12 protein-coding genes are annotated in these 21,289 nt (G+C 74.5%); 2 read left to right on the forward strand and 10 right to left on the reverse strand.

What is annotated here, in order from left to right:
- From ABZU69_RS16810 to ABZU69_RS16845, 8 genes are read right to left on the reverse strand one after another with little or no spacing between them, the layout of a single operon-like run.
- On the reverse strand, positions 1–504 hold the full coding sequence (locus tag ABZU69_RS16810) for a (2Fe-2S)-binding protein (RefSeq protein ID WP_354965232.1): 504 nt from the start codon (positions 502–504) through the stop codon (positions 1–3).
- Positions 501–1,328, reverse strand: a complete 828-nt coding sequence (locus ABZU69_RS16815; protein ID WP_354965233.1) for a xanthine dehydrogenase family protein subunit M — start codon at positions 1,326–1,328, stop codon at positions 501–503. The genes ABZU69_RS16810 and ABZU69_RS16815 overlap by 4 nt, the downstream gene beginning before the upstream one ends.
- Entirely contained in the window at positions 1,325–2,101 is a 777-nt protein-coding gene (locus ABZU69_RS16820) for an alpha/beta fold hydrolase (protein WP_354965234.1), read from the reverse strand. The genes ABZU69_RS16815 and ABZU69_RS16820 overlap by 4 nt, the downstream gene beginning before the upstream one ends.
- A complete protein-coding gene (locus ABZU69_RS16825; RefSeq protein WP_354965235.1) occupies positions 2,098–3,270 on the reverse strand; it encodes a Gfo/Idh/MocA family oxidoreductase in 1,173 nt (390 codons plus the stop codon). Before ABZU69_RS16825 ends, ABZU69_RS16820 begins: the two co-directional genes overlap by 4 nt.
- Complete coding sequence (locus ABZU69_RS16830; RefSeq protein WP_354965236.1) at positions 3,267–4,376, reverse strand: NAD(P)H-binding protein; 1,110 nt, start codon at positions 4,374–4,376, stop codon at positions 3,267–3,269. Before ABZU69_RS16830 ends, ABZU69_RS16825 begins: the two co-directional genes overlap by 4 nt.
- Position 4,377: 1 nt before the next feature.
- Positions 4,378–9,402, reverse strand: a complete 5,025-nt coding sequence (locus ABZU69_RS16835; protein ID WP_354965237.1) for an amino acid adenylation domain-containing protein — start codon at positions 9,400–9,402, stop codon at positions 4,378–4,380.
- Complete coding sequence (locus ABZU69_RS16840; protein WP_354965238.1) at positions 9,399–15,833, reverse strand: amino acid adenylation domain-containing protein; 6,435 nt, start codon at positions 15,831–15,833, stop codon at positions 9,399–9,401. Before ABZU69_RS16840 ends, ABZU69_RS16835 begins: the two co-directional genes overlap by 4 nt.
- Positions 15,834–15,849: 16 nt before the next feature.
- Entirely contained in the window at positions 15,850–16,818 is a 969-nt protein-coding gene (locus tag ABZU69_RS16845) for a ferritin-like domain-containing protein (protein WP_354965239.1), read from the reverse strand.
- A 78-nt stretch (positions 16,819–16,896) separates the two neighbouring features.
- On the opposite strand from ABZU69_RS16845, the gene ABZU69_RS16850 reads away from it, so the two are divergent.
- Positions 16,897–18,174: a condensation domain-containing protein gene (locus ABZU69_RS16850; protein WP_354965240.1), complete on the forward strand. Its 1,278-nt coding sequence runs from the start codon at positions 16,897–16,899 to the stop codon at positions 18,172–18,174.
- Here the strand turns inward: ABZU69_RS16850 and ABZU69_RS16855 are convergent.
- A complete protein-coding gene (locus ABZU69_RS16855; protein ID WP_354965241.1) occupies positions 18,171–19,703 on the reverse strand; it encodes a GMC family oxidoreductase N-terminal domain-containing protein in 1,533 nt (510 codons plus the stop codon). The genes ABZU69_RS16850 and ABZU69_RS16855 overlap by 4 nt on opposite strands.
- A 79-nt stretch (positions 19,704–19,782) precedes the next feature.
- Between ABZU69_RS16855 and ABZU69_RS16860 the strand changes: the two genes are divergently transcribed.
- Positions 19,783–20,178 (forward strand): VOC family protein, encoded by a 396-nt coding sequence (locus ABZU69_RS16860; RefSeq protein WP_354965242.1) that lies wholly within the window; start codon positions 19,783–19,785, stop codon positions 20,176–20,178.
- 35 nt (positions 20,179–20,213) lie between these two features.
- On the opposite strand, the gene ABZU69_RS16865 is transcribed toward ABZU69_RS16860, so the two are convergent.
- Positions 20,214–21,269, reverse strand: coding sequence for an acyl-CoA dehydrogenase family protein (locus ABZU69_RS16865; protein WP_354965243.1), 1,056 nt, complete (start codon positions 21,267–21,269; stop codon positions 20,214–20,216).
- Positions 21,270–21,289 lie beyond the last annotated feature (20 nt).

Here is a 21,289-nt window from a genome sequence, read left to right on the forward strand (position 1 = left end):
TCATCCGACCTGGCGGGCCTCGTCGAGGGCGAGCACGGCACGGACGATGTTGTGGTAGCCGGTGCAGCGGCACAGGTTGCCCTTCAGGGCGTGCCGCACGTCGTGCTCGGTGAGCGGCCCCGGGTTCTCCTCGAGCAGGCTCACCACGGCGAGGACCATGCCGGGAGTGCAGAAGCCGCACTGCAGGGCGTGGTGCTCGTGGAACGCCTCCTGCACCGGGTGCAGCCGCTCGCCGTCGGCGAGCCCCTCCACGGTGCGGATCTCGGCGCCGTTGGCCTGCGCGGCCAGCAGGCTGCACGACTTGACCGACCGCCCGTCCAGCAGCACCGTGCAGGCCCCGCAGGAGGAGGTGTCGCAGCCCACGGTGGCCGCGGTCAACCCCAGCTCCTCGCGCAGCAGATGGACCAGCAGGGTACGGGCCGGCACCCGCCGGCTGTCCGGGCGACCGTTGACCGTGGCGGTGACGGCGACGGTCGTCGTACCGGGACGGGCGTCGATGCTCATCGTGACTCCTCCGGGATGGTGCCGTTCTCGGCCAGGGCGCGGGCCACCAGCACCCGGCTCAGGTGCCGCCGGTAGGCGGCCGAGGCGCGTACGTCGTCCGGCGGGTCACACCCCTCATCGGCGCGCGCCGCCGCAGCGACACCGGCGCCCTCAGCGAGGGCCACCTCGACCCCGTGCGCCCGCCGGATGGTCGGCCCCATGCCGGCCAGCGCGACCCGACCGTCGGCGACGGCGACGGCCACCAGCGACCACTCCAACGCCGGCCGGGCGAAGGTCCGGTAGCTCCACCGTGCCGGGCCGGGCAGCGGCACCCGTACCTCGGTGACGAGTTCGTCGGGCCGGCACACCGTCGCCCCGGGCGCCACGGCCAACTCGGCGGCGGGCACCTGCCGGGCGCCGGCCACGCTGCGCAGCACCACGACGGCGTCCAGCGCGACCAGGGCCAGCGGCAGGTCCGCGGCCGGGTCGGCCTGGGCGAGCGCGCCGCCCACGGTCCCCACATGCCGCACCTGCGGGTCACCGACCGCCGCGGCGGCGACGGCCAGCATCGGGGCGTACCGCTCGACCAGCGGGTCGGTGAGCAACCGGCGGTAGCGGGTCAGCGCGCCCACGGCCAGGTGGTCGTCACGGTGGGCCACGTACGACAACTCGCCGACCCGGCCGAGGTCCAGCAGGGTGTCGACGCGGTCGTGGCGCAGCTTCAGCGCCGGCAGCAGCGACTGCCCGCCGGCCAGCGGCCGCAGCTGGTCGCCGTACGCCTCGCGCAGCTCCAGCGCCTCGGTCAGGTCCCGGGCCCGGTGGTAGTGCAGGTTCGCCGGGATCACGGGCCGGCCGCCGACCAGGTGGGCACCGGGCTGCGGTGCGTGGCGCGCAGGATGGTCTCGATGAGCTGGTTGCGGCGCGGGAGCAGGTAGAAGTGGCCGCCGGGGAACGTGTGCAGGGCGAAGCCACCTCGGGTGCGGTGGGCCCAGTCGCCGGCCTCGTCCGCGGTGACCTCCGGGTCGTCCGCGCCGACGCAGGCCAGCACCGGCGTCCGTAGCGGCACCGGCGGCCGCGGACGGTAGGTCTCGGCGATCCGGTAGTCGGCGCGCAGCACCGGCAGGGCGATCGCGCGTACCCCCTCGTGTTCGAGGGCCTCCCGGCCGGTGCCGCCGAGCCGCCCGGTCTCCGCCCACAGCGCGTCGTCGTCGGCCAGGTGCACGCTGGTGGCCCGCAACCGGTCCGGCCCCGGGCGGCCGGAGACCACCAACGCCCGTAGCACGCTGCCGGGGCCGTCCAGCCGGCGTGCCGTCTCGTACGCCACGGACGCCCCGAGGCTGTGCCCGAACAGGACGACCGGGGCGTCGGCCGGCAGCGCCCGCACCGCTGCGGCGACCCCCTCGGCCAGGGTCGGCAGGTCGGCGGCGAACGGTTCCCCGGCCCGGTCCATGCGACCCGGATACTGCACGCCGTGCACCTCGACGTCGTCGGGCACCTGACCGGACCAGGGCCGGTAGAAGGCGGCGTTGCCGCCGGCGTGGGGGAAGCAGACGAGGCGCAGCGCCGGCCAGCGCAACGGCCGGGGGCAGCGCAGCCAGGTACGGCCGGCGGGCGTCACGGTCGCGCCCCGATCCGCACCGGCTCCGGCGTGTCGACCGCCCCGGCGGCAGCTTCGGCCAGTTCCGCCACGTCGGACGCGACGAGCATCCGCGGCGGTACGGAGTGCACCAGGTCGGGCGGCCCCAACCGGGTGGTGACGTCCTGCCACAACTGGCACAGGCTCAGGTGGTACTGGCCGTGTCGGGCCAGCTTCTCCCCGCCCAGCGCCGCCCGGTGCAGGTTGCCCAGGGCGTACCCGACGCCGGCCGGCCAGACCTCCTCGAACACGGTGCGATAGCTGGGCGCGACCGTGTCGGCCAGCGGCTGCGCGCTCGGCACGTCCAGGTGGTCGGGCTCGGCGCCCTCCCCGTCGGCGAAGTGCGGCCGGCCCACCCCCCGGTCCTGCACCTGCTGCGGAAAGTCCGGCCGAGGACTCCACACGGTGGGTCCGTGTGTGCCGACGAGGGTCAGGTTGCCGGCCTCGGTGCCGATGGTGACCCGGTGCAGCAGGTGCGCGTAGTTGTCCGGGTCCGCCGGGTCCATCTGGTTCTGCACCCGCAGGGTCAGCGGCACCCCGGCGAGCACCCCGTCGAGGCTTCGGAACGGCACGTCCACCCGGGACAGCCGGCGTACCTGCTCGGGCAGTTCGACCACCGGGGCCAGGCCCCACGGGCGTACCCCGCCGAGGGTCTGGCCGAGGATGTCCAGCAGCGCGTACGCGACCTGGAAGCCGCAGGCCGCGTCGACGTAGCGCGCCGGCTGCCGGGCCAGCAGCGCCCGGGCCGCGGCGAGGAACCGGCGCACCGGGGCGGTGTGCACGTAGAACGAGTTCAGGTGGTAGACGACCCCGGCCCGACCGGCGGTCCGCAGACACTCGACCAGCTCGTCGTGGTGCAGCGGATGCTCCTGCAGCACGTGCAGCCCTCGTTGCATCAGCGCCCGGGCCACCTCGCCGCCCGGTCCGCCGAGCAGACCGCCGCGGATCACCACGCAGGCCAGCGTGACGTCGGCGGGCACCTGGGCCACGTCGGTCCACAGCGGCACCCCGTAGTGCCGGGCGCACGCGACCGAACGGGCGCTGCCCCCGGCGAGGATCCCGGCCAGCTCGAACGGAAAGTCGGGCTGCCGAAAGGCCTGCAGGTACACCTGGCCGAACTTGGTGCCGGCGACCAGCACTCTCGGTTTCACGCCACCCCCTCCTCGATCAGGTCGTGTGACCCCAGCGGGACGTCGTCGATGGTCAGCGACGTGACCGCCGGGCTGGTGCGCAGCAGGTCCACCGCCCATCCCGGGTCCACCGCCTCGGCGAGGTGGTGCACGCCGGGTGGCACGGCGCCGGCGGCGACCGCCAGGGCGCCGAGGGCGACCGCCGCGCCGGTGAGCGCGTTCGCGCCGACCCCCCGGCAGGCCAGCACGCGGCTGCCCGCCGGGCAGGTCACCTCGATGACCAGCAGCTGGTAGCGGAGCCGACCGAAGGCGTCCAGCTCGGCCGCCCGGCACAGCTCGGCTGCCGCGTCGGCGAGCTGCGCCGCCGTCGCGCCGTCACGCGCTCGCCGGGCGCCGGCGGCGAGCGCGGCCGGCAACCGGCTGCCGGCGAACGCCGACCACCAGTCGACGTCGGTGAGGCCGAGCCGGCGGGCGACCCGCTCGGTCTCGGTGCTGAGGTACGGCTGCAGCAGCACCGGCTCGTCGAAGAACGGCACCGCCACGTCGGCGCGGGCGGCGAGGACTCGGCTGTGCCGCCCACCGTTACGCCACGCGGCCAGCGGCTCGCCGTAGTCGGCGTTCCCGGCGGCGATGAAGTCCAGGGCGGCGCCGAAGGTGAAACCGTCGCGGCCACCGACGTACCCGGTCATCCGCCGTGCCGCCGGCAGCTGCGCGGCGAGGTAAGCGGGAAGCAGCCCGGACAGGCCGGGCATCAACCCGGCGGAGAGCACCGCGACCCGGTCCGCGGCTGCCGGCAGGGCGGACACCGCCGCGTGCAGCGGGTCGTCGCCGGCCGCGTCGACGTAGCCTGCACCGCTGCGCGCCGCCGCGCGGGCCACCGTGTCACCGATCGAGGCGGCCGGCCCGGCGCAGTTGACGACGGTGTGGCAGCCGGCGCAGAACGCGTCCAGGCTGGCGGCATCGGTGACATCCACCGCCCGCACGTGGACCCGCGGGTCGTCGGCGACGAGCCGGGCGGGATCGCGGGCGCCGGCCCGTACGGTGTCGACGCCCCAGGCCAGCAGGTGCGCCAGCGCGTGCCGGCCCACCCCGCCGGTGGCGCCCACCAGGGCCACCGTCCCGGGCACGTCAGCCGTCCCCGGCGATCGGGCCGGCCCAGGCGCCCGGATCGTCCGGCACCCGGCGCACGGTCAGCTCGCCCAGGCACACGTCGCGCCACCAGTCGACGCTCGTCGGGTCCGGCTCGGACGGGCAGAGCAGCGTGACGTCTCCCGCGTACGGGGAACTGCCGTAACCGTCGCCAGTCACCGGGTCGGCGACCACCAGCCCGACGACGTCCACCCCCGATTCGGTGAGCTGCCGAGCCAGCTCCAACGCCAGCACCCCGGCCTCGCCCCGGCCAACCAGCGTCAGCGACCCGGTCGACAGGTGCTCGGCCAGCGCCGCCGTGTAGTCGGCCGCGAGGCGTTGCACCAGCGGCGCCGGGTCCAGGCCGGCGTAGCGGTGCAGGCCGGTGTCCGCGATCCCGCACACGGCTCCCGAGCCGGCCAGCCGCTCGGCCAGCCCGGCGTACCCGTCGAGGCCGCCGCTACCGTCGTGGACCAGGACGTACCGGGGCGGGACCCCGCCGGCCAGCGACACCACCTCGCCGGTGTCGCTGCCCGCCGGTTGCTCGTCGGGCCGGACGCTGCCGACGGCAGCCAGGTGGTCGGCGAGGTCGGCCACGGTCGGGTGCTCCAGGATCCGGCGCAGCAACTCGTCGAAGAAGACGTCGGCGGCGGCCGGCACCCGCTCGGCGAGCTGGCCGGCGAGCTTCGCGGCGAGCAGCGAGTCACCGCCGAGGGCGAAGAAGTCCGCGTCCCGCCCGACCCGATCCACCCGCAGCACGTCGGCCCAGACGGCCGCGATCTGCTCCTCCAACTCGGTGAGCGGCGCCGCGGCGGCCACCTCGGGACCGGCCGTCGTGGCCGCCACCAGCCGTCGTACGGCCGTGCGGTCCAGCTTGCCGTTCGCCGTGCGGGGCAGCTCGTCGACCACCCGCACCACGCCCGGAATCATGTAGTCGGGCAGCCGCTCGGCCAGGTGTGTCCGCAGCTCATCAGGTACCACCCGCCGCCGGTTGGCCTTGACCCGGGCGGCGATGATCCGCATGCCGAGCCCGGCCATCGGATCGCCGGCCGCCGGCAGGTCGAGCACGGGGGACGCGCCGGCGGCGGCGAGCAGGCTGCGCCACTCGTCGCCGGTGAGGAACGTCCGGTCGGTGCCGTGGCGCAGGTCGGCGAAGTCCCCGAGGTCGTCGTCGAGCCGGACCAGCAACTCCAGCGACGTCATGATCTGGTAGTGCTCCCGGGTCATCTCCAGCAGCACCAGGTGCCCGCCGGGGGCGAGCAGGCCGCGCAGCCGCGCCAGGGTGGCCGGTACGTCCCGGGTGGCGTGCAGGACGTCGCCGGCGATCACGATGTCGGCGCTGTTCGGCGGCATCCCCTGCCCGGCCAGGTCGGCGTCGAGGTCCAGTTGCGCGAAGCGGATGCCCGGCCGGTCGGCGAAGCGTTGCCGGCCGGCACCGAGGAAGAACGCGGACAGGTCGGTGTAGAGGTAGTCGACGTCGAGGCCGTCCAGCGCGTCGAGCACGGCCGCGGTGGTGCCGCCGGACCCGGCGCCGACCTCGACGATGCGCACCGGCCCGGTCAGCCGCTCGGCGAGGGCGCGGACGGTCGCGGCCGCGACCGTGTTGGCCCACCGGTTGAAAAGGGCGTCGGCGTAGAGGTTGTCCGACACCGACAGTTCGCCGCCGGGGAAGAGCAGCGCGAGGGGGTCCTCGTCGCCGCGCAGCAGCGCCGGCAGCGCGGCGGCGCTGGCCTGGAAGTACCGGACCAGCTCGGGAGACTCCCCGACCGACGCGGCCCGCTCGGCCGCCGCGTCCCAGGCGCGCGCGGCGGGCGGCGGCGCTGCCACCAGCCGGTAGCCGTCGTCGTGGCGAAGCACCCCGGAGTCGGTGAGCGCCCGCAGCCAGCGGCGCAGCAGCCGGCGGTGCCGGGGCGCGACGCGGGTGGCGGCGTACACCTCGGCCAGGCTGTGCGGGCGGTCGTCGAGGGCGAGCCCGGCGGCGCGCAGGGTGTCCAGCATGGCGGCGAGGCCGAGGCGGTCCAGCTCGCGCAGGTACGCGTGGTACACGCCGAGGTCGGTGCCGGCGACCAGGGCGGTCCCGGCCGCGGTGGGCCCGGCGGAGTCGACCGGCTGCCCGGGACCGGGTTCGACGGCGGCGGGCTGGACGACGGCGGCCAGTCGCTTCTCCAGTGGACGGTCACCGTCCACCACGGCGATCGCCCCGCCCACCGCGGGGTGCGTCAGCAGCGCCGACTCGACCTCGGCCAACTCGATCCGATGGCCGCGGATCTTGACCTGGAAGTCCTCCCGACCGAGGAACTCGATGGTGCCGTCGGGCAGGTAGCGCCCGAGGTCACCGGTGCGGTACAGCCGCTCGCCGCTGGCCGGGTCGGTGACGAACCGCTCGGCCGTGCGCGCCTCGTCGCCGAGGTAGCCCAGCGCCAGCCCCGCCCCGCCGATGTACAACTCCCCGGTGACCCAGTCCGGTCGGGGTCGCAGCGCGGCGTCACGCACGTGCCAGGTCTGGTTGGTCAGCGGCACCCCGTACGGGATGCTGCGCCAGGCGGGGTCGACCCGGCCGATCGGGTGGATGATCGACCAGATGGCGGCCTCGGTCGCGCCGCCGAGGCTGACCACGGCCAGGCCGGGGACCAGGTCGCGGATCTGGTCCGGCAGGGTCACCGGAATCCAGTCGCCGCTGAGCAGGGCCAGCCGCAGCGAGGGGATCCGGACCATCGGCGCGGCCGCGAGGTAGTCGGCGAGCATCTGCAGCTGCGCCGGCACCGAGTTCCAGACGGTCACCTCGTTCTCGGCGACCAGTTCGGCCCAGTGGGTGGGGTCACTCCGCCGCTCGGGCGCCGGCAGCACCAGCGCGGCGCCGACCGCGGGCGGGCCGAACAGGTCGTAGACGGACAGGTCGAAGCCGAGGTTGGCCAGGCCGAGCACCCGGTCGTCCGGGGTCACGTCGAACCGGCTGTTGATGTCCACCACGGTGTTCAGGGCCGCCCGGTGGGTGATCACCACGCCCTTCGGCGTGCCCGTCGACCCGGACGTGTGGATGACGTACGCCCGGTCGTCCGGGCCGACCATCCGCGCCGGCAGCTCCGTCGGCGCCGGACCGTCGCAGTCGTCCACCGCGATCGACTGCACCCCCGCCGGCCAGTCGCCGTCCACCCGGGCAGACTCGGTGAGGACGTGCCGGATCCCCGCGCCAGCGAGGATCAGGTCACGACGGGCGGGCGGCTGGTTGGTGTCGATCGGCACGTACGCGGCGCCCGCCAGCAGCGCCCCGAACACCGCGACCACCTGCCGCCAGCCCTTGTCGGCGACCACCGCGACCAGGTCACCGGGCCGGCAGCCCTTCTCTGCCAGCCGGGCGGCCACGGCGGCGGCACGGCCGGTGAGCTGCCGGTAGGTGAGCGTGCCGTCCGGGGCCACCACGGCCACCCGGTCCGGTGTCCGCAGCGCCTGGGCGAGGACGCCCTCGTGCAGCAGCCCGTCGGGCAGCGTCGCGGCGGTGGCGTTGACCTCGGCGCGGCGACGGGCGCTCGCCTCGGGCAGCGCGACCGGGGCCAGCTCCTCCCACGCCTCGTCGGTGCGCGCCAGCCGGCGCAGCAGCGCGGCGTACGCGGCGAACATCTCGTCGACCACGCCGTCGGGAAAGACGCCGTCGCGGACGTCCCAGTTGGTGGCCAGCCCGCCGGAACGCTCGATGTTCTGGCAGTCGATCCACACCTGCGGGGTCTGGCTGATGCCGTACCCCAGCTCGCCGAAGCCCTCCACGCCGGTGTCGCCGCCCAGGCCGATGGCGCTGGTGAAGACGATGGGCATCAGCGCGGCGTCGGCGCCCCGGCGGCGGGCCAGCTCGCGCACCACGTCGACGCCGGAGAACCGGCGGTGGTCCAGGTCGGACCAAAGCTGCGCCTGGATCCGCTTGGCCCGCTCCTGGACCGGCGCGTCCGGGCTCTGCTCCACGGCGAGCAGGCTGACCGAGGTGAAGTCGCCGACGATCCGATCCACCTGCGGGTGCGTCGGCGTCCGGTTGAGCAGGGTGACGTCGACGGTGAAGCGCGGGTGCGCGCTCCACGCGGCGATCACCTCGACGTACGCGGCGAGCACCGCCCCGGAGGGGCTGATCCCGTGCTGCCCGGCGCGCTGGCGCAACCCGGCCCACTCGGACGGGTCCAGCCGCAGGTCGAGGCGGCGGAAACGGGGCGGCGCGGCCGTGCCGTCGCCGCACAGGGGCAGTTCCGGGGCGGGGGGCAGGTCGTCGAGCCGGGCCAGCCACCAGTCCCGGTCGGCCTGGTGGCGGGGGCCGCCGCGCAGCGGCTCGGTGGCCAGCAGGTGGTCGCGGAACGTCAGCGTCAGCTCGTCGGCGGGCGGGTCACCGGCGTACCGGCGGCCCAGCTCGTCGAGCAGGATGTTGATGCTGACGAAGTCGCAGATCAGAAAGTCGATCGAGAAGTGCAGGACGCAGCGCCCCGGGCCGCGGGTGACCCGGAGCGTGAACAGCGGCCACTGCTGCGGGTCGTAGCGGCGGTGGTCCAGCTCCGCCCGGGTGGCGGCCACCGCGTCGTCGAAGCCGGCCGCGTCGGCGTCGCGCGCCTCGATCCGGTACGCCGGCACGTCGGGTCGTACCTGCTGGGAGCCGTCGCGGTTGACGACGGCCCGCAGCATGTCGTGTCGGGCGACGACCTCGTGCCAGGCGCGTTCCAGCCGGTCGACGTCCAGCTCGGTGAAGGTCAGCTCGCCGTACCCGTGGCAGCCGACGCCGCCGTAGGCGAAGCCGTCGCCCCGCCCGAGCAGGTACGCGCTCTGCACGTCGGTGAGCGGGAACGGCTCGTGGCGCTGCTCGGGGTGCGGCACGGCGGTGGGCGCGGCGGCGTCGCGCAGCACGGCCAGCACCTGTTCCTTGTGCTGGCGCAGCGCGGCGCGTCGCTGTTCGGTGAGGGCGCCGGTGGGGGCCCGGAAGCGGAGTTGGCCGTCCTCCTCCCAGAGTTGGACCCCGAACTGCGCCAGCTCGGCAACCAGGTCCTGCCCGTTCATATCGCCCCTTCCTCGTACGTGCCGGCGGCGTGCTGCACGGCGGTGGCCAGGTCCGCGATGGTCGGCCGGTCGAGCAGGCCCCGCATCGGCAGGTCGACGCCGTACCGCTCGCGCAGCACGGCCAGCAGCCGGGTGGCGAGCAGGCTGTCCCCGCCGAGGCTGAAGAAGTTCCGGGTGCGGCCGGGGACGGGGCAGCTCAGCAGGTCGGCCCAGAGCGCGCCGAGGTCGCTCTCCAGGCCGGGCCGGGGCGGCTCGTCGGCCGGCCCGCTGTCCCCGCTGGCCAGCAGGGTGGCCACCGCGCCCCGGTCGATCTTGCCGTTGCCGCTCAGCGGCAGCCGGTCGAGCACCGCGACGTGCTCCGGCACCATGTACGCCGGCAGCCGGTCGACGACGAACGTGCTGGTGACGTCCGGGTCGAGGGTGACGTCCGGCTCGGGCACGACGGCGGCGGCGAGCCGGCGGGTGCTCGTGCCGACGGCGACCACGACCGCGTCGCGTACCCCAGGGCACTCCAGCAGGGCCGCTTCGACCTCGCCCAGTTCGATACGGTGTCCGCGAATCTTGACCTGGAAATCGGCCCGGCCGAGGAACTCCAGCGTCCCGTCCGGCCAGTACCGGCCCAGGTCACCCGTGCGATACCACCGCACCCCGTCCTGCGCCACGAACCGCTGTGCCGTGCGCTCGGGGTCGCCCCGGTAACCCGCCGCCACCCCGGCGCCACCGATCCACAACTCCCCCACCACCCAGTCCGGACAGTCCCGCCCCCGCCCGTCCACGACCCGGTAGCGCTGGTTGGGCAGGGGGAAGCCGTACGGGATGGACCGCCAGTGCGCGGGGACCACGTCCACGTCGAACGCGTTGGACCAGATGGCCGCCTCGGTGGCGCCGCCGAGGGCGGTCAGCCGGGCGTCCGGGCGGCGGGCGACGAGCCGGTCGCGCAGGTCCAGGCCGACCCAGTCGCCGGAGACCAGGGCGTGCCGCAGCGCGCCGAGCGGTTCGTCGCCGGCCGCGGTGAGCAGCATGTCGAGCAGGGCGGGCACGGTGTTCCAGATGGTGACGCCGTGCTGGCGGACGAGGCGCAGCCAGGTGCGGGCGTCGCGCCGCTGCTCCTCCTCGACGAGCACCACCGCGCCGCCGACGCCGAGGAGCCCGAAGATGTCGAACACCGACAGGTCGAAGTCGAGCGCCGACACCGCCAGCACCCGGTCGTCCGCGCCGAGGCGCAGGCGGTCGCTGACCGCGGCGAGGGTGTTCAGGGCCGCCGCGTGGGACACCTCGACGCCCTTGGGCTCGCCGGTGGAGCCGGAGGTGAAGATGACGTACGCCAACGCGTCCGCGTCGACCGGCACGCACCCGTCGAGGGCCGGCCCGCCGTCGCCGGCCGGGGCGAGTCCGTCCGCGCCGACGACCGTCTTCACGTCGGCCCGGGTGAAGATCCGCTCCCGGCGGACCACCGGCTGGTCGACGCCGACCGGCACGTACACGCCCCCGGCGGCGAGCACACCCAACACCGCGACGACCTGGTCGACACCCTTGGGCAGGCACACCCCGACCGCGTCCCCGGGACCGACACCGGCCCGGCCCAAGGCCCCGGCCAGCGTCAACGCCCGTCCGGCCAGCTCCCCGTAGGACACCACCACCTCATCGCCCAGCAGCGCCACCCGCCCCGGCTCCCGCCCCGCCCGCGCGAAGAACCCGTCGTGCAGCAGGCCCGGTGGGGTCGGCGCGGTGGTCGCGTTCACCCGGTGGCGGACCGCCCGCTGCGCCTCGGGAAGCCCGACCGGCGCGGTTCGTGCCCAGTCGCCGGCGGCCAGGGTGGTCAGCAGCTCGACGTACGCGGCGAACATCGCCTCCACCATGCCGGCCGGGAACAGCTCGGCGACCACGTCCCAGTTGACGCTCAGGCCGCCGTCGCGTTCCATGACCTGGTTGTCCAGCCACACCTGCGGGGTCTGCGACGCGCCCCAGATCTGCTCACCGAACGGCAGGGACATGTTGACCAGTTCGTCGCTGATGCCCAACGCGCTGGTGAAGACCACCGGCATGGTGGCGGCGGGCGCGCCGGTACGCCGGGCGATCTCCCGAAGCACCCAGATGGCGGAGACCCCGTTGTGCTCCATGCCGTCCCACATCCGCTCCTGAAGGCGGCGGACCAGGGTCAGGAAGTCGTCGTCGACGCCGGGCCGGTGCGGGACGAGCAGCAGCGAGGTGAAGTCGCCGAGCACGTGGTCGATGTCGGGGTGGACCTCCCGGCGGTCGAAGAGGGTCAGGTTGAGGGTGAGGTCGCCTCGCCCGCTCCAGGCCGAGAGCACCTCGGCGTACGCGGTGGCGAGCACGGCGGCCGGGCTCACCCCGTGGGCGCGGGCGGCGTCCACCAGGGCGGTCCACGCCGCCGGATTGAGCCGAGCCTCGTGGCGGACGAAGCGGGGCGCGCGTACCCGTTCGGGGTCGACGGCGAGCGGTAGTTGCGGCGCGGGCGGCAGATCGGCCGACTGCGCCGACCAGTAGCGCTGGTCGGCCTGGATGGTGGCCTCGTCGGGCTGGGCGGTGAGCACATAGTCACGGAAGGACACACCGATCGGGCGCAGCGGCGCGTCGAGGTCGACGTAGAGGGCGGACAGCTCGGCGAAGACGGTGACGATGCTGAGCGCGTCGAGCACGATGTAGTCGAAGCTGAACGCCAGCCGGACCCGGCGCTCGCCGTACCGCACAGCCTCGATGGCCACCAGCGGCCAGCGCGTCGGGTCGGCGACGCGGTGTGACAGCCGCTCACGCAGGTCGGCGAGCGCGGCCTCGCCGTCGCCGACCGGGATGGTCACCTCGGGCGCCTCGGGCTGGATGCGCTGGCGCCCGTCGGGGTCGAAAACGGCCCGCAGCATCTCGTGTCGCCGGACCAGCCGGTTCCAGGCCGCGGTGAGCCGTTCGAGGTCCACGTCCGCGCCGTCGAACTCCCAGTACCAGTGGGACCCGACCTCGCCGAGGGCGAAGTCGCCGGTCCGGCCCATCCAGTACGCCCGCTGCACGTCGGTCGCGGGGAACGGGTCGTGGCGGTGCGCCGGGTCGGCGACGAAGGTCCCGGTCAGCCCGGCTCCCGTGTCGAGCCGGACTCCGGCGGCGAACCCGGCGAGCGTCGGCTCGGCGAAGAGGCGGCGCAGTTGGCCGCCGGCGAGCCCGGCCGCGCGCATCCGGCCGAGCAGCCGGGTGGCGAGCAGGCTGTCCCCGCCGAGGGCGAAGAAGCTGTCGGTGCGGCCGACGGTCGGCACGTCGAGCAGGTCGGCCCAGAGGGTGGCCAGCGTCGTCTCGACCGGCCCGACGGGTGCTTCGACGGTGGTGGGCCGGTCGGTGCGGTCGGCGAGCCGGCGGGTGAGCGCCGGCCGGTCGATCTTGCCGTTGCCGCTCAGCGGCAGCCGGTCGAGCACCGCGACGTGCTCCGGCACCATGTACGCGGGCAGCCGGTCGACGACGAACGCCCGGACCGCCTCGGGATCCAGGTCGGGCGTCTCGGGCACGACGGCGGCGGCGAGCCGGCGGGTGCTCGTGCCGACGGCGACCACGACCGCGTCGCGCACACCGGGGCACTCCAGCAGGGCCGTTTCGACCTCGCCCAACTCGATACGGTGTCCGCGGATCTTCACCTGGAAGTCCGCCCGGCCGAGGAACTCCACCGTTCCGTCCGGCCAGTACCGGCCCAGGTCCCCCGTGCGGTACCACCGCACCCCGTCCTGCGCCACGAACCGCTGCGCCGTGCGCTCCGGATCCCCCCGGTAACCCGCCGCCACTCCGGCGCCGCCGATCCACAACTCCCCCACCACCCAGTCCGGACAGTCCCGCCCCCGACCGTCCACCACGCGGCAGCGCTGGTTGGGCAGGGGGAAGCCGTACGGGATGGACCGCCAGTGCGCGGGCACCGCGCCCACCTCGAAGACGGTGGAGTGGATGGCGGTCTCGGTGGTGCCGCCGAGGGCGACGAGCCGGGCGTCCGGGCGCAGAGCCACCAGCCGGTCGCGCAGGTCCAGGCCGACCCAGTCGCCGCCGAGCAGGGCCAGCCGCAGATGCTCCAGCCCTTCCTCCGCCTCGGCCGCGGTCAGCAGCATGTCCAGCAGCGCGGGGACCGACTGCCAGACGGTGACCCGGTGCGCGGCGACGAGCCGACGCCAGGCGTTCGCGTCGCGCCGCTGTTCCTCGCCGATCAGCACGACGGCGCCGCCGGCGCCGAGGAGCCCGAAAATGTCGAACACCGACAGGTCGAAGTCCAGCGCCGACACCGCCAGCACCCGGTCGTCCGCGCCGATGTGGAAACGCCGGCGGATGGCCTCGATGGTGGTGCCGGCGGCGGCGTGCGGCACCTCGACGCCCTTGGGCTCGCCGGTGGAGCCGGAGGTGAAGATGACGTACGCCAACGCGTCCGCGTCGACCGGCACGCACCCGTCCAGGGCCGGCCCGCCGTCGCCGGCCGGGGCGAGCCCACCGTCGCCCACCACGACCGTCGCGCCGGCCCGCTGCCAGATCCGGCTGCGCCGTGCGGCCGGCTGGTCCACGCCGGCCGGCACGTACACGCCGCCGGCGGCGAGCACACCCAACACCGCGACGACCTGGTCGACACCCTTGGGCAGGCACACCCCCACCGCGTCCCCCGGACCAACCCCGGCCCGCGTCAACGCCCCAGCCAACGTCAACGCCCGCCCGGCCAGCTCCCCGTAGGACACCGCCACCTCATCACCCCGCACCGCCACCCGCCCCGGCTCCCGCCCCGCCCACGCGAAGAAGCCCTCGTGCAGCAGGCCGACCGGCAGTGTCGCCGCCGTATCGTTGGCGCGCCGCCGGACCGCCCGCTGCCCAGCGGGCAGCAGGTCGGGCGCCGGCGCCGTCCAGTCGTCGGCGGTCAGCCGGGTCAGCAACTCGACGTACGCGGCGAACATCGCCTCCGACACACCGGGCGGGAACAGCTCCGCCACCAGGTCCCAGTTGAGGTAGAGGCCCCCCTCGCGCTCGGTGACCTGGTTGTCCAGCCACACCTGCGGGGTCTGCGAGGAGGTCCACACCGGGTCGCCGAAGCACGCGCGGACGTCGGCGCCGAACAGGTCGCCGAGGCTGAGCGCGCTGGTGAAGACCACCGGGGCGAACACCCCCCGGTCGGACCGGGCGCGGGCCAGGTCGCGCAGCACGTCCACCCCGGAGTACGCGCTGTGCGCCACGTCCCGGGCGAACTGCTCCTGAAGCCGGCGGGCGCGCTCGACGAACGGCACCTCGTCGGTGGCGTCGACCTCGAGCAGCAGCAGGTTGGTGAAGTCCCCGCTCAGCAACGGCACGTCCGGGTGGTAGGGCGTCCGGTCGTACAGCGGCAGGTTGAGCAGGAAGCGCTGCCGGCTGCTCCAGGCGGCCAGGACCTCGGCGAAGGCCGTCAGGAACACCATCGACAGGGTGACGCCGTGCTCTCGCGCGCGGGCGGCGAGCCGGTCCCGGTCGGCGCCGGAGAGCCAATGGTGGTGCCGCAGCACCCGGTGGCCGGAGATGCGTTCCGGGGCCACGGCCACCGGCAGGTCGGGCCCGCCGGGCAGGTCGGGCACCCGCTGCCGCCAGTAGCGGGCCGCGGCATCGCGGGCGTCGGCCCGGCGCCGCTCGTGGGTGGCCAGATAGCGGGGGTAGCTGTAGCTGATCGCCGGCAGCGGCTCGTCGGGCCGGCGGTAGAGCCGGGCGAGGTCGGCGAGGAGCACCCGGAAGCTGTGCGCGTCGGCGACCAGCATCTCGATCTCCACGTGCACCCGGCTCGCCCCGTCGGGCAGCAGGGAGAGCTGGACGTCGAACACCTCGCCGCGGTCCACCCGCAGGGTGCGGTGGGACAGGGTGGCGCGCAGGTCGGCGAGCCGCCGGTCCCGCTCGCCCTCCGGCAGGTCGCGCAGGTCGTGCACGGTCAGGCCGGGCCAGGCGCCGTCCGGGGTGATCTGCTGCCGCCCGTCGTCGAGGAAGCGCGCCCGGAGCATGTCGTGGCGGCGGACCAGCGCGCGGATCGCGTGGTGCAGCCGGTCCGGGTCCACCTGCCGGCCGTCGAACTCGTTGTAGAAGTGCGCACCCACACCGCCGAGGGCCTGGTCCCCGGCACGTCCGACCCAGTACGCGTGCTGCATGGTGGCCAGGGCGAACGGCTCGTCCGGGTCGACCTCCACCTCGTCGTCGTCCTCGGCCGACTCGCCGGCGGGCGGCGTGTCCCCGTCCGCCGGGTGGGCCAGCGCGTGCCACTGCCGAACGGTGCGGTGCTCGATGAGCTGGGCGAAGGTGAGCCCCGCGCCGGCCCAGCCGGCGGCGAGTCGCATCAGCCCGATCGAGTCCAGGCCGCGCTCCAGCAGGTCGTCGTCGGGCGACACCGGTTCCTCGAGCAGCGCCGCGACGTCGGCGCACATGCCGTCCAGGGTCAGCGTGGTCAGCACTGGCATGTCTACTCCCGACAGGTCAGGCACGGGGGACGCGGATCGAGCGGTCGGCGAACCCGATGAGGTCCAGTCGCTCCAGGCCCTCGCGGACCCGGGGGGTCAGCAGGCCGATGTTGGCCAGGGCGGTCACCACCCGGGCGAAGATGGCCTGCCGGTACTTGATCATCAGCTCGTTGTGCGACGCGAAGTCGACGCCCTCGCTCCGGTCGACCTCGATGCGATCCCAGACGTCCTCGAGCAGGAACCGGCGTCGCATCAGGCTCGCCGAGTCGAGCACCATCTCCTCGCGGTCGGCCAACTCGGCGCTGGTCATCTCCCGGTAGATGCCCTCCAGCGACAGCACTCCGAACGACACGTGCCGGGCCTCGTCGCGGGCGACCAACCGGGTGATGTCGCAGATGAGACGGTCGTGAAAGGTGCTGTTGGCCAGCCGGAACGCGGCCATCGCCAGGGCCTCGACCACGATCTGCATGCCCAGCGCCGTGATGTCCCACCGGGAGTCGGACAGCAGGTCCTTGATGAGTTCGGACAGCGCCGGGTTGATCGGGTACGGGTGCGGCACCTTCTCGCGCAGGTAACGGGAGAAGGCCTCGACGTGTCGGGCCTCGTCGGCGGCCTGGCTCGCGGCGTAGTACTTGCTGTCCAGGTCGGGCACGACCTCGACCAGGCGCGCGGCGACGACCAGCGCCCCCTGCTCACCGTGCAGGAACTGACTCACCATCCACGACTGCAGCTCCCACCGGAAGGTGTCCCACATCGGGCGTCCCCGCCGCGCCAGCGGGGACGACTCGAAGGACGCCATGGCGAACGCGGAGTCGTCGGGTAGCGGCGCACCGAACGGCACCTCGATCGACCAGTCGACATCCGTGCTGGCGTTCCACTGCGCGCTCTTGGCCCGTTCGTAGAGGGAGAGCACGCGGGGCATCTCGGACTCGTACCGCCACGTCAGCTGCGCACGCACGGGGGTGGTCACCGACAGACCAGACATGCGCCCAAGGTACCGAGAGACAACACAAGATGCCAGACCCTTGATGACAGATACAACGACGGGCGGTACGGTCGTGCCGTGGCTCCCCGACCCGTACCGGCCTCCGTGGGACAGCGGCTGCTCGGCATCATCGAGCACTACCGGGCGGACCACGGGGCGTTGAACTGCCCACTGCTGTGCCGTCTCTCCGGCGACGTCGATGTGGTTACGGTGCGGCGGGCGCTGACCGCGCTGACCGCGCGGCACGAGGCGCTGCGGACCACCTTCACGGGGCGGGGGCCACGGCTGTCCCAGCTGGTGCACGAGCCGCGGCCCGTCGAGCTCACCGTGGTCGACCTGCGGGGCGAGCCCGATCCGCACGCCGCGGCCGACGCGGCCGTCGCCGCGGAGCTGGCCACCCGGGTGGACGTCGCACACTGGCCGACCCGGGCCACCGCCTGGCGGGTCACCGACCACGAGGTGATCCTCTGCTTCACCATGCACCACCTGGTCACCGACGCCTGGTCGTGCGGGCTGCTCTTCGAGGAGCTGCGCACCCTCTGCACCGGGTCACCCGCCGAGCTGCCCCCGGTGCACTGGCAGTACCCGCAGTTCGTGGCCTGGCAGGAGGATCGGCTGGCCGGCGCGGAGCTGGAACGGCAACGCGCGTTCTGGCGCGACCAGCTGACCGGGCTGCGGCTGCCGCGCCTGCCGTACCGCGAGCCGCCACCGGGGGCCACCCCGGGCGTGCTGGCCCGGGATCTCGACACCGGCGTCGCCGACGGGTTGCGCGCCCTGGCCCGGCGCCACCGCACGACGCTGTTCACCGTGGCCCTGGCCGTCTACTACGCGGTCCTGCACCGCGTGACCGGGCAGGGCGATCTCGCCGTCGCCTCGCTGTTCGCCAACCGGAGCCGGCCGGAGAGCCAGGGCACCGTCGGCTTCTGCGCCAACATGGTGGTGCTGCGCACCCGGCTGCCGCCGTTCGCCACCTTCCAGGCCCTGGTGCAGGCGACCCACGCGACGACCGCCGCCGCCTTCGCCAACCAGGAGCAGCCCTACCAGGCCGTGTCCACCGGCAGTGCCAACCTGGGCGGCCGGGTCGACGACGTGGTGTTCCAGATGATGGCCGAGCTGGCGCACCGCGTCCGCGTCGGCGACACCGAGTTCGAGTTGCTCGTCCCGGAGGCGATCGGCAGCCGCTTCGGCACCGAGCTGGCGCTCGCGCCGCGCGGGAACGGGCTGCGGGTGGTGCTGTTCCACACGCCACGGCTGGCGCCGGCGGACGCCGTCCGGCTGCTCGACGGCTACGTCACCGTCGCCCGGGCCGTCGTGGCCAACCCGGGCGCGGCACTGTCGACACTGCTGCGCCGTTAGCGCTCGCCCGCGATCAGCTCGGCGCCCCGCTCACCGATCATGATGCTGGTCAACGCGGCGGGCGCGCGCAGCGGCACTGGCACGATGGACGCGTCCACCACCCGCAGGTTGGCCACGCCGCGCACCCGGCACCGGCCGTCGACGACCGCGCCCGGGTCGTCCGCCGCGCCCATCCGGGCGCCACCGACCAGGTTCAACCGGCTGTACGTGGTGGCGCGCAGCAGGTGGTCCAGTTGCTCGTCGTCGCCCACGACCGCGTCGTCGACGAGCGCGAACCGGGCGACCGTCTTGGTGAAGGCGGCCTGGTTGGCGATCTCCCACGCGTGCCGGTACGCGTCGCGCATCCGGGCGAGGTCACCGTCGGCGGAGTAGAAGTTGAGGCCCACGACGGGGGCCGTTCCGCTGGCGTCGCGCACGGCGATCCGCCCCCGCGACGCCATCGCCATGTCGCCGATCATCACGGTGTTGACCAGGTCGGCGCCGATGATCCGGTCCAGACCCGCGCCGGCGCCCCGGGAGGTGCTCATGCCGGTGAACAGGCTCAAATAGAACGCCTGGTCGGCCTCGTGCCCCGGGATGCCGGCGAGCCGTGCGATGAGCTGCGTACGCGGCCAGTCGCCGCCCACCGTCTCCGGCTCGGGCACCACCAGGATGATCGCGCCGGGCTGGTCGATGACGTCGGTGCCCACGCCCGGCACGTCGACCAGCGGTGTGATCCCTGCGGCGCGCAACTCGTCGGCGGGGCCGATCCCGGAGCGCAGCAGAAGGGCCGGGCTGTACGGCGAGCCGGCGCAGAGGATCACCTCCCCGGCGCCGATGGTCTCCCCCGCGACCTGCACGCCCACCGCCCGCCCGTCGGCCAGCAGCACGCGCTCGACCTCGGCGTCGCCCCGGACGACCAGATTGGGCCGGGACCGGGCCGGGTCCAGGTGGGTGAGCGCGGTCGACATCCGCAGCCGGTCGCGCCGGTTCTGCGGATACATCCCGATGCCGACGGCGTCGGGGGCGTTCATGTCGTCCTGGTAGTCGTGCCCGAGGTTGAGCGCGGCCTGCAGGAAGCCGTCCATCGCGGGTGTCAGCTCGCCGCGCGACCAGCGGGTGATCGGGACGGGACCGTCGGCGCCGTGGTGGTCGCGCTCGCCGAACTGCTGGTCGCTCTCCAGTCGGCGAAAGGCCGGCAGGACCGCCGGCCAGTCCCACTCCGGCAGGCCGCGGGCGCCCCACCCGACGAAATCGGCGGCCGGGGCACGCATCGCGCCCCGGTCGTTGATCTGCGTCGAACCGCCAACCACCCGGCCGCGCCTCAGCGGCGCTTCCCGGCCGGCGACGACGGTCGCCCGCAGGTCCCAGTCGAAGCCGTCCTCGGCCTCCACCGAGCCGGTCCGCAACGCCTCGGGCACGGCCGCTCCGACGAGGTCGGGGCCGGCCTCCAACAGCAGCACGGAACGGGCCGCGTCCTCGCTCAGGCGGGCCGCCAGCACCGCGCCCGCCGCACCCGCGCCGACGATCACGTAGTCGTAGCGAAGCATGGGGTCAGCCTAGCCGAATACACGACATGCCAGGACGCATCACATGTGCTATCCGCGATTCTTCATTAGACTCTCGTGTATGAGTAGAGGCCCGGAAGTCATCCCCACCCTGCGCTACCGCGACGCTCCGGCCGCCATCCGGTGGCTGGTCGACGTCGTCGGCTTCCGCGAGGAGTTGGTCGTCCCCGGTCCGGACGACTCCATCAGTCACGCACAGCTCACCTGGGGCAGCGGCATGATCATGCTCGGTTCGCAGACGGACGGCAGCGACGGCCGGATGGTCCTGGACACCGGGCCCGCCGCGACCTATGTGGTCATCGACGACGTGGCAGCGCACTACGAGCGGGTCGTCGCCGCCGGCGCCGAGGTCGTGCAGAAGCTCCGCGACGAGGACTACGGAGGCCAGGGATACTCCGTCCGCGACGCCGAGGGCAACCTGTGGAGCTTCGGCTCCTACCGACCCGGCTCGTCCTGATCCCCGCCGGCTGATCCGGCGCGCGGCCGGCGGGCTCAGCCGTCGAGCAGCAGCCCGGCCAGCTCGCCCCGAACGTCCGCGACCGTCCCGTCGTAGGTGGCCAACCACCACGCCCGGCGGTACCAGTGGTGCAGTGGCTGCTCCCAGGTGAAGCCACTGCCGCCGTGGGTCTGGATGGCCGCCTCGCAGGCGGTCATCGCGGCCTCGCGGGCCGCCACGCTGGCCGTGAGCACCGCCCGGTCGGCGATCGGGCCCGGCTCCGCGTCGACCGACCACGCGGCCCGGTAGGCCAGCGACCGGGCCGTCTCGACCTGCCCGTAACTCTCGGCCAGCGGATGCGCGACCGCCTGGTTCGCACCGATCGGCTGGCCGAACTGGGTCCGGGTGGCGGCGTACCCGCTGGCCCACGACAGAGCTCTCGCCGCCACGCCGACGGCCTCGGCGGCGAGCAGCGCCAGGCTCCGCCGTCGGGTCACCGCGAGCACGTCGGCTGCGGCGTCCGCGGCCACGAGGGGCGCCGAGGGTACGCCGGTCAGCTCCACCGTCGCGACGGGCCGGGTCGGGTCGAGCGCCTGCCCGCCGGCACCGGCCGGCGCCGGCCGCAACGCGGACGCGTCGACCAGACGCAGCTCGACGCCGCGCGGGCCGCTCGCCGTCACCACCAGGTCCACGGCTTCGGTCACGTTCGGCACTCGGACCTTGCGTCCGGTCAGTGTCCCGTCGGAGGCGACGGCGCAGCCGAGCGCCGGGTCGGTCACCGGCCGACGGACAGCGGCCACGGCGCCGGCGAGAGTGCCCGGGCCGTTCTCCTCGGCCCAGGCCAGCGTCGCGGGAGCGCAGAGAGGGCGACCCGCCGCCCGAAGCGCCGGACCGGCCAGCCCGATCGTGGCCCACCAGGGCGACGGGCTGCGCGCCCAGCCGAGCTGCTCGGCGAGCAGCGCCAGCTCGACCGTGCCCAGCTCCGCGTCCAGCCAGCCGAGGTCGGTCATCTCGGTCCAGGCCCGGCCGTCGCTCAGGGACCGGTCGTCGGCGAGGTACTTGGCCGCGGTGTCCCGCAGCGTCTCCTGTTCGCCGGTCAGTGCGAAGTCCATGGGGTCTCTCCTCGTCGTGG

The organism is Micromonospora sp. NPDC005206 (assembly GCF_040608175.1).
GTDB lineage: Bacteria > Actinomycetota > Actinomycetes > Mycobacteriales > Micromonosporaceae > Micromonospora.

Bases quoted from the DNA above. Each gene is read 5' to 3' on its own strand.
- ABZU69_RS16810 (WP_354965232.1), bottom strand. From the start codon at position 504: ATGAGCATCGACGCCCGTCCCGGTACGACGACCGTCGCCGTCACCGCC.
- ABZU69_RS16835 (WP_354965237.1), bottom strand. From the start codon at position 9,402: ATGAACGGGCAGGACCTGGTTGCCGAGCTGGCGCAGTTCGGGGTCCAA.
- ABZU69_RS16840 (WP_354965238.1), bottom strand. From the start codon at position 15,833: ATGCCAGTGCTGACCACGCTGACCCTGGACGGCATGTGCGCCGACGTC.
- ABZU69_RS16845 (WP_354965239.1), bottom strand. From the start codon at position 16,818: ATGTCTGGTCTGTCGGTGACCACCCCCGTGCGTGCGCAGCTGACGTGG.
- ABZU69_RS16855 (WP_354965241.1), bottom strand. From the start codon at position 19,703: ATGCTTCGCTACGACTACGTGATCGTCGGCGCGGGTGCGGCGGGCGCG.
- ABZU69_RS16860 (WP_354965242.1), top strand. From the start codon at position 19,783: ATGAGTAGAGGCCCGGAAGTCATCCCCACCCTGCGCTACCGCGACGCT.
- ABZU69_RS16865 (WP_354965243.1), bottom strand. From the start codon at position 21,269: ATGGACTTCGCACTGACCGGCGAACAGGAGACGCTGCGGGACACCGCG.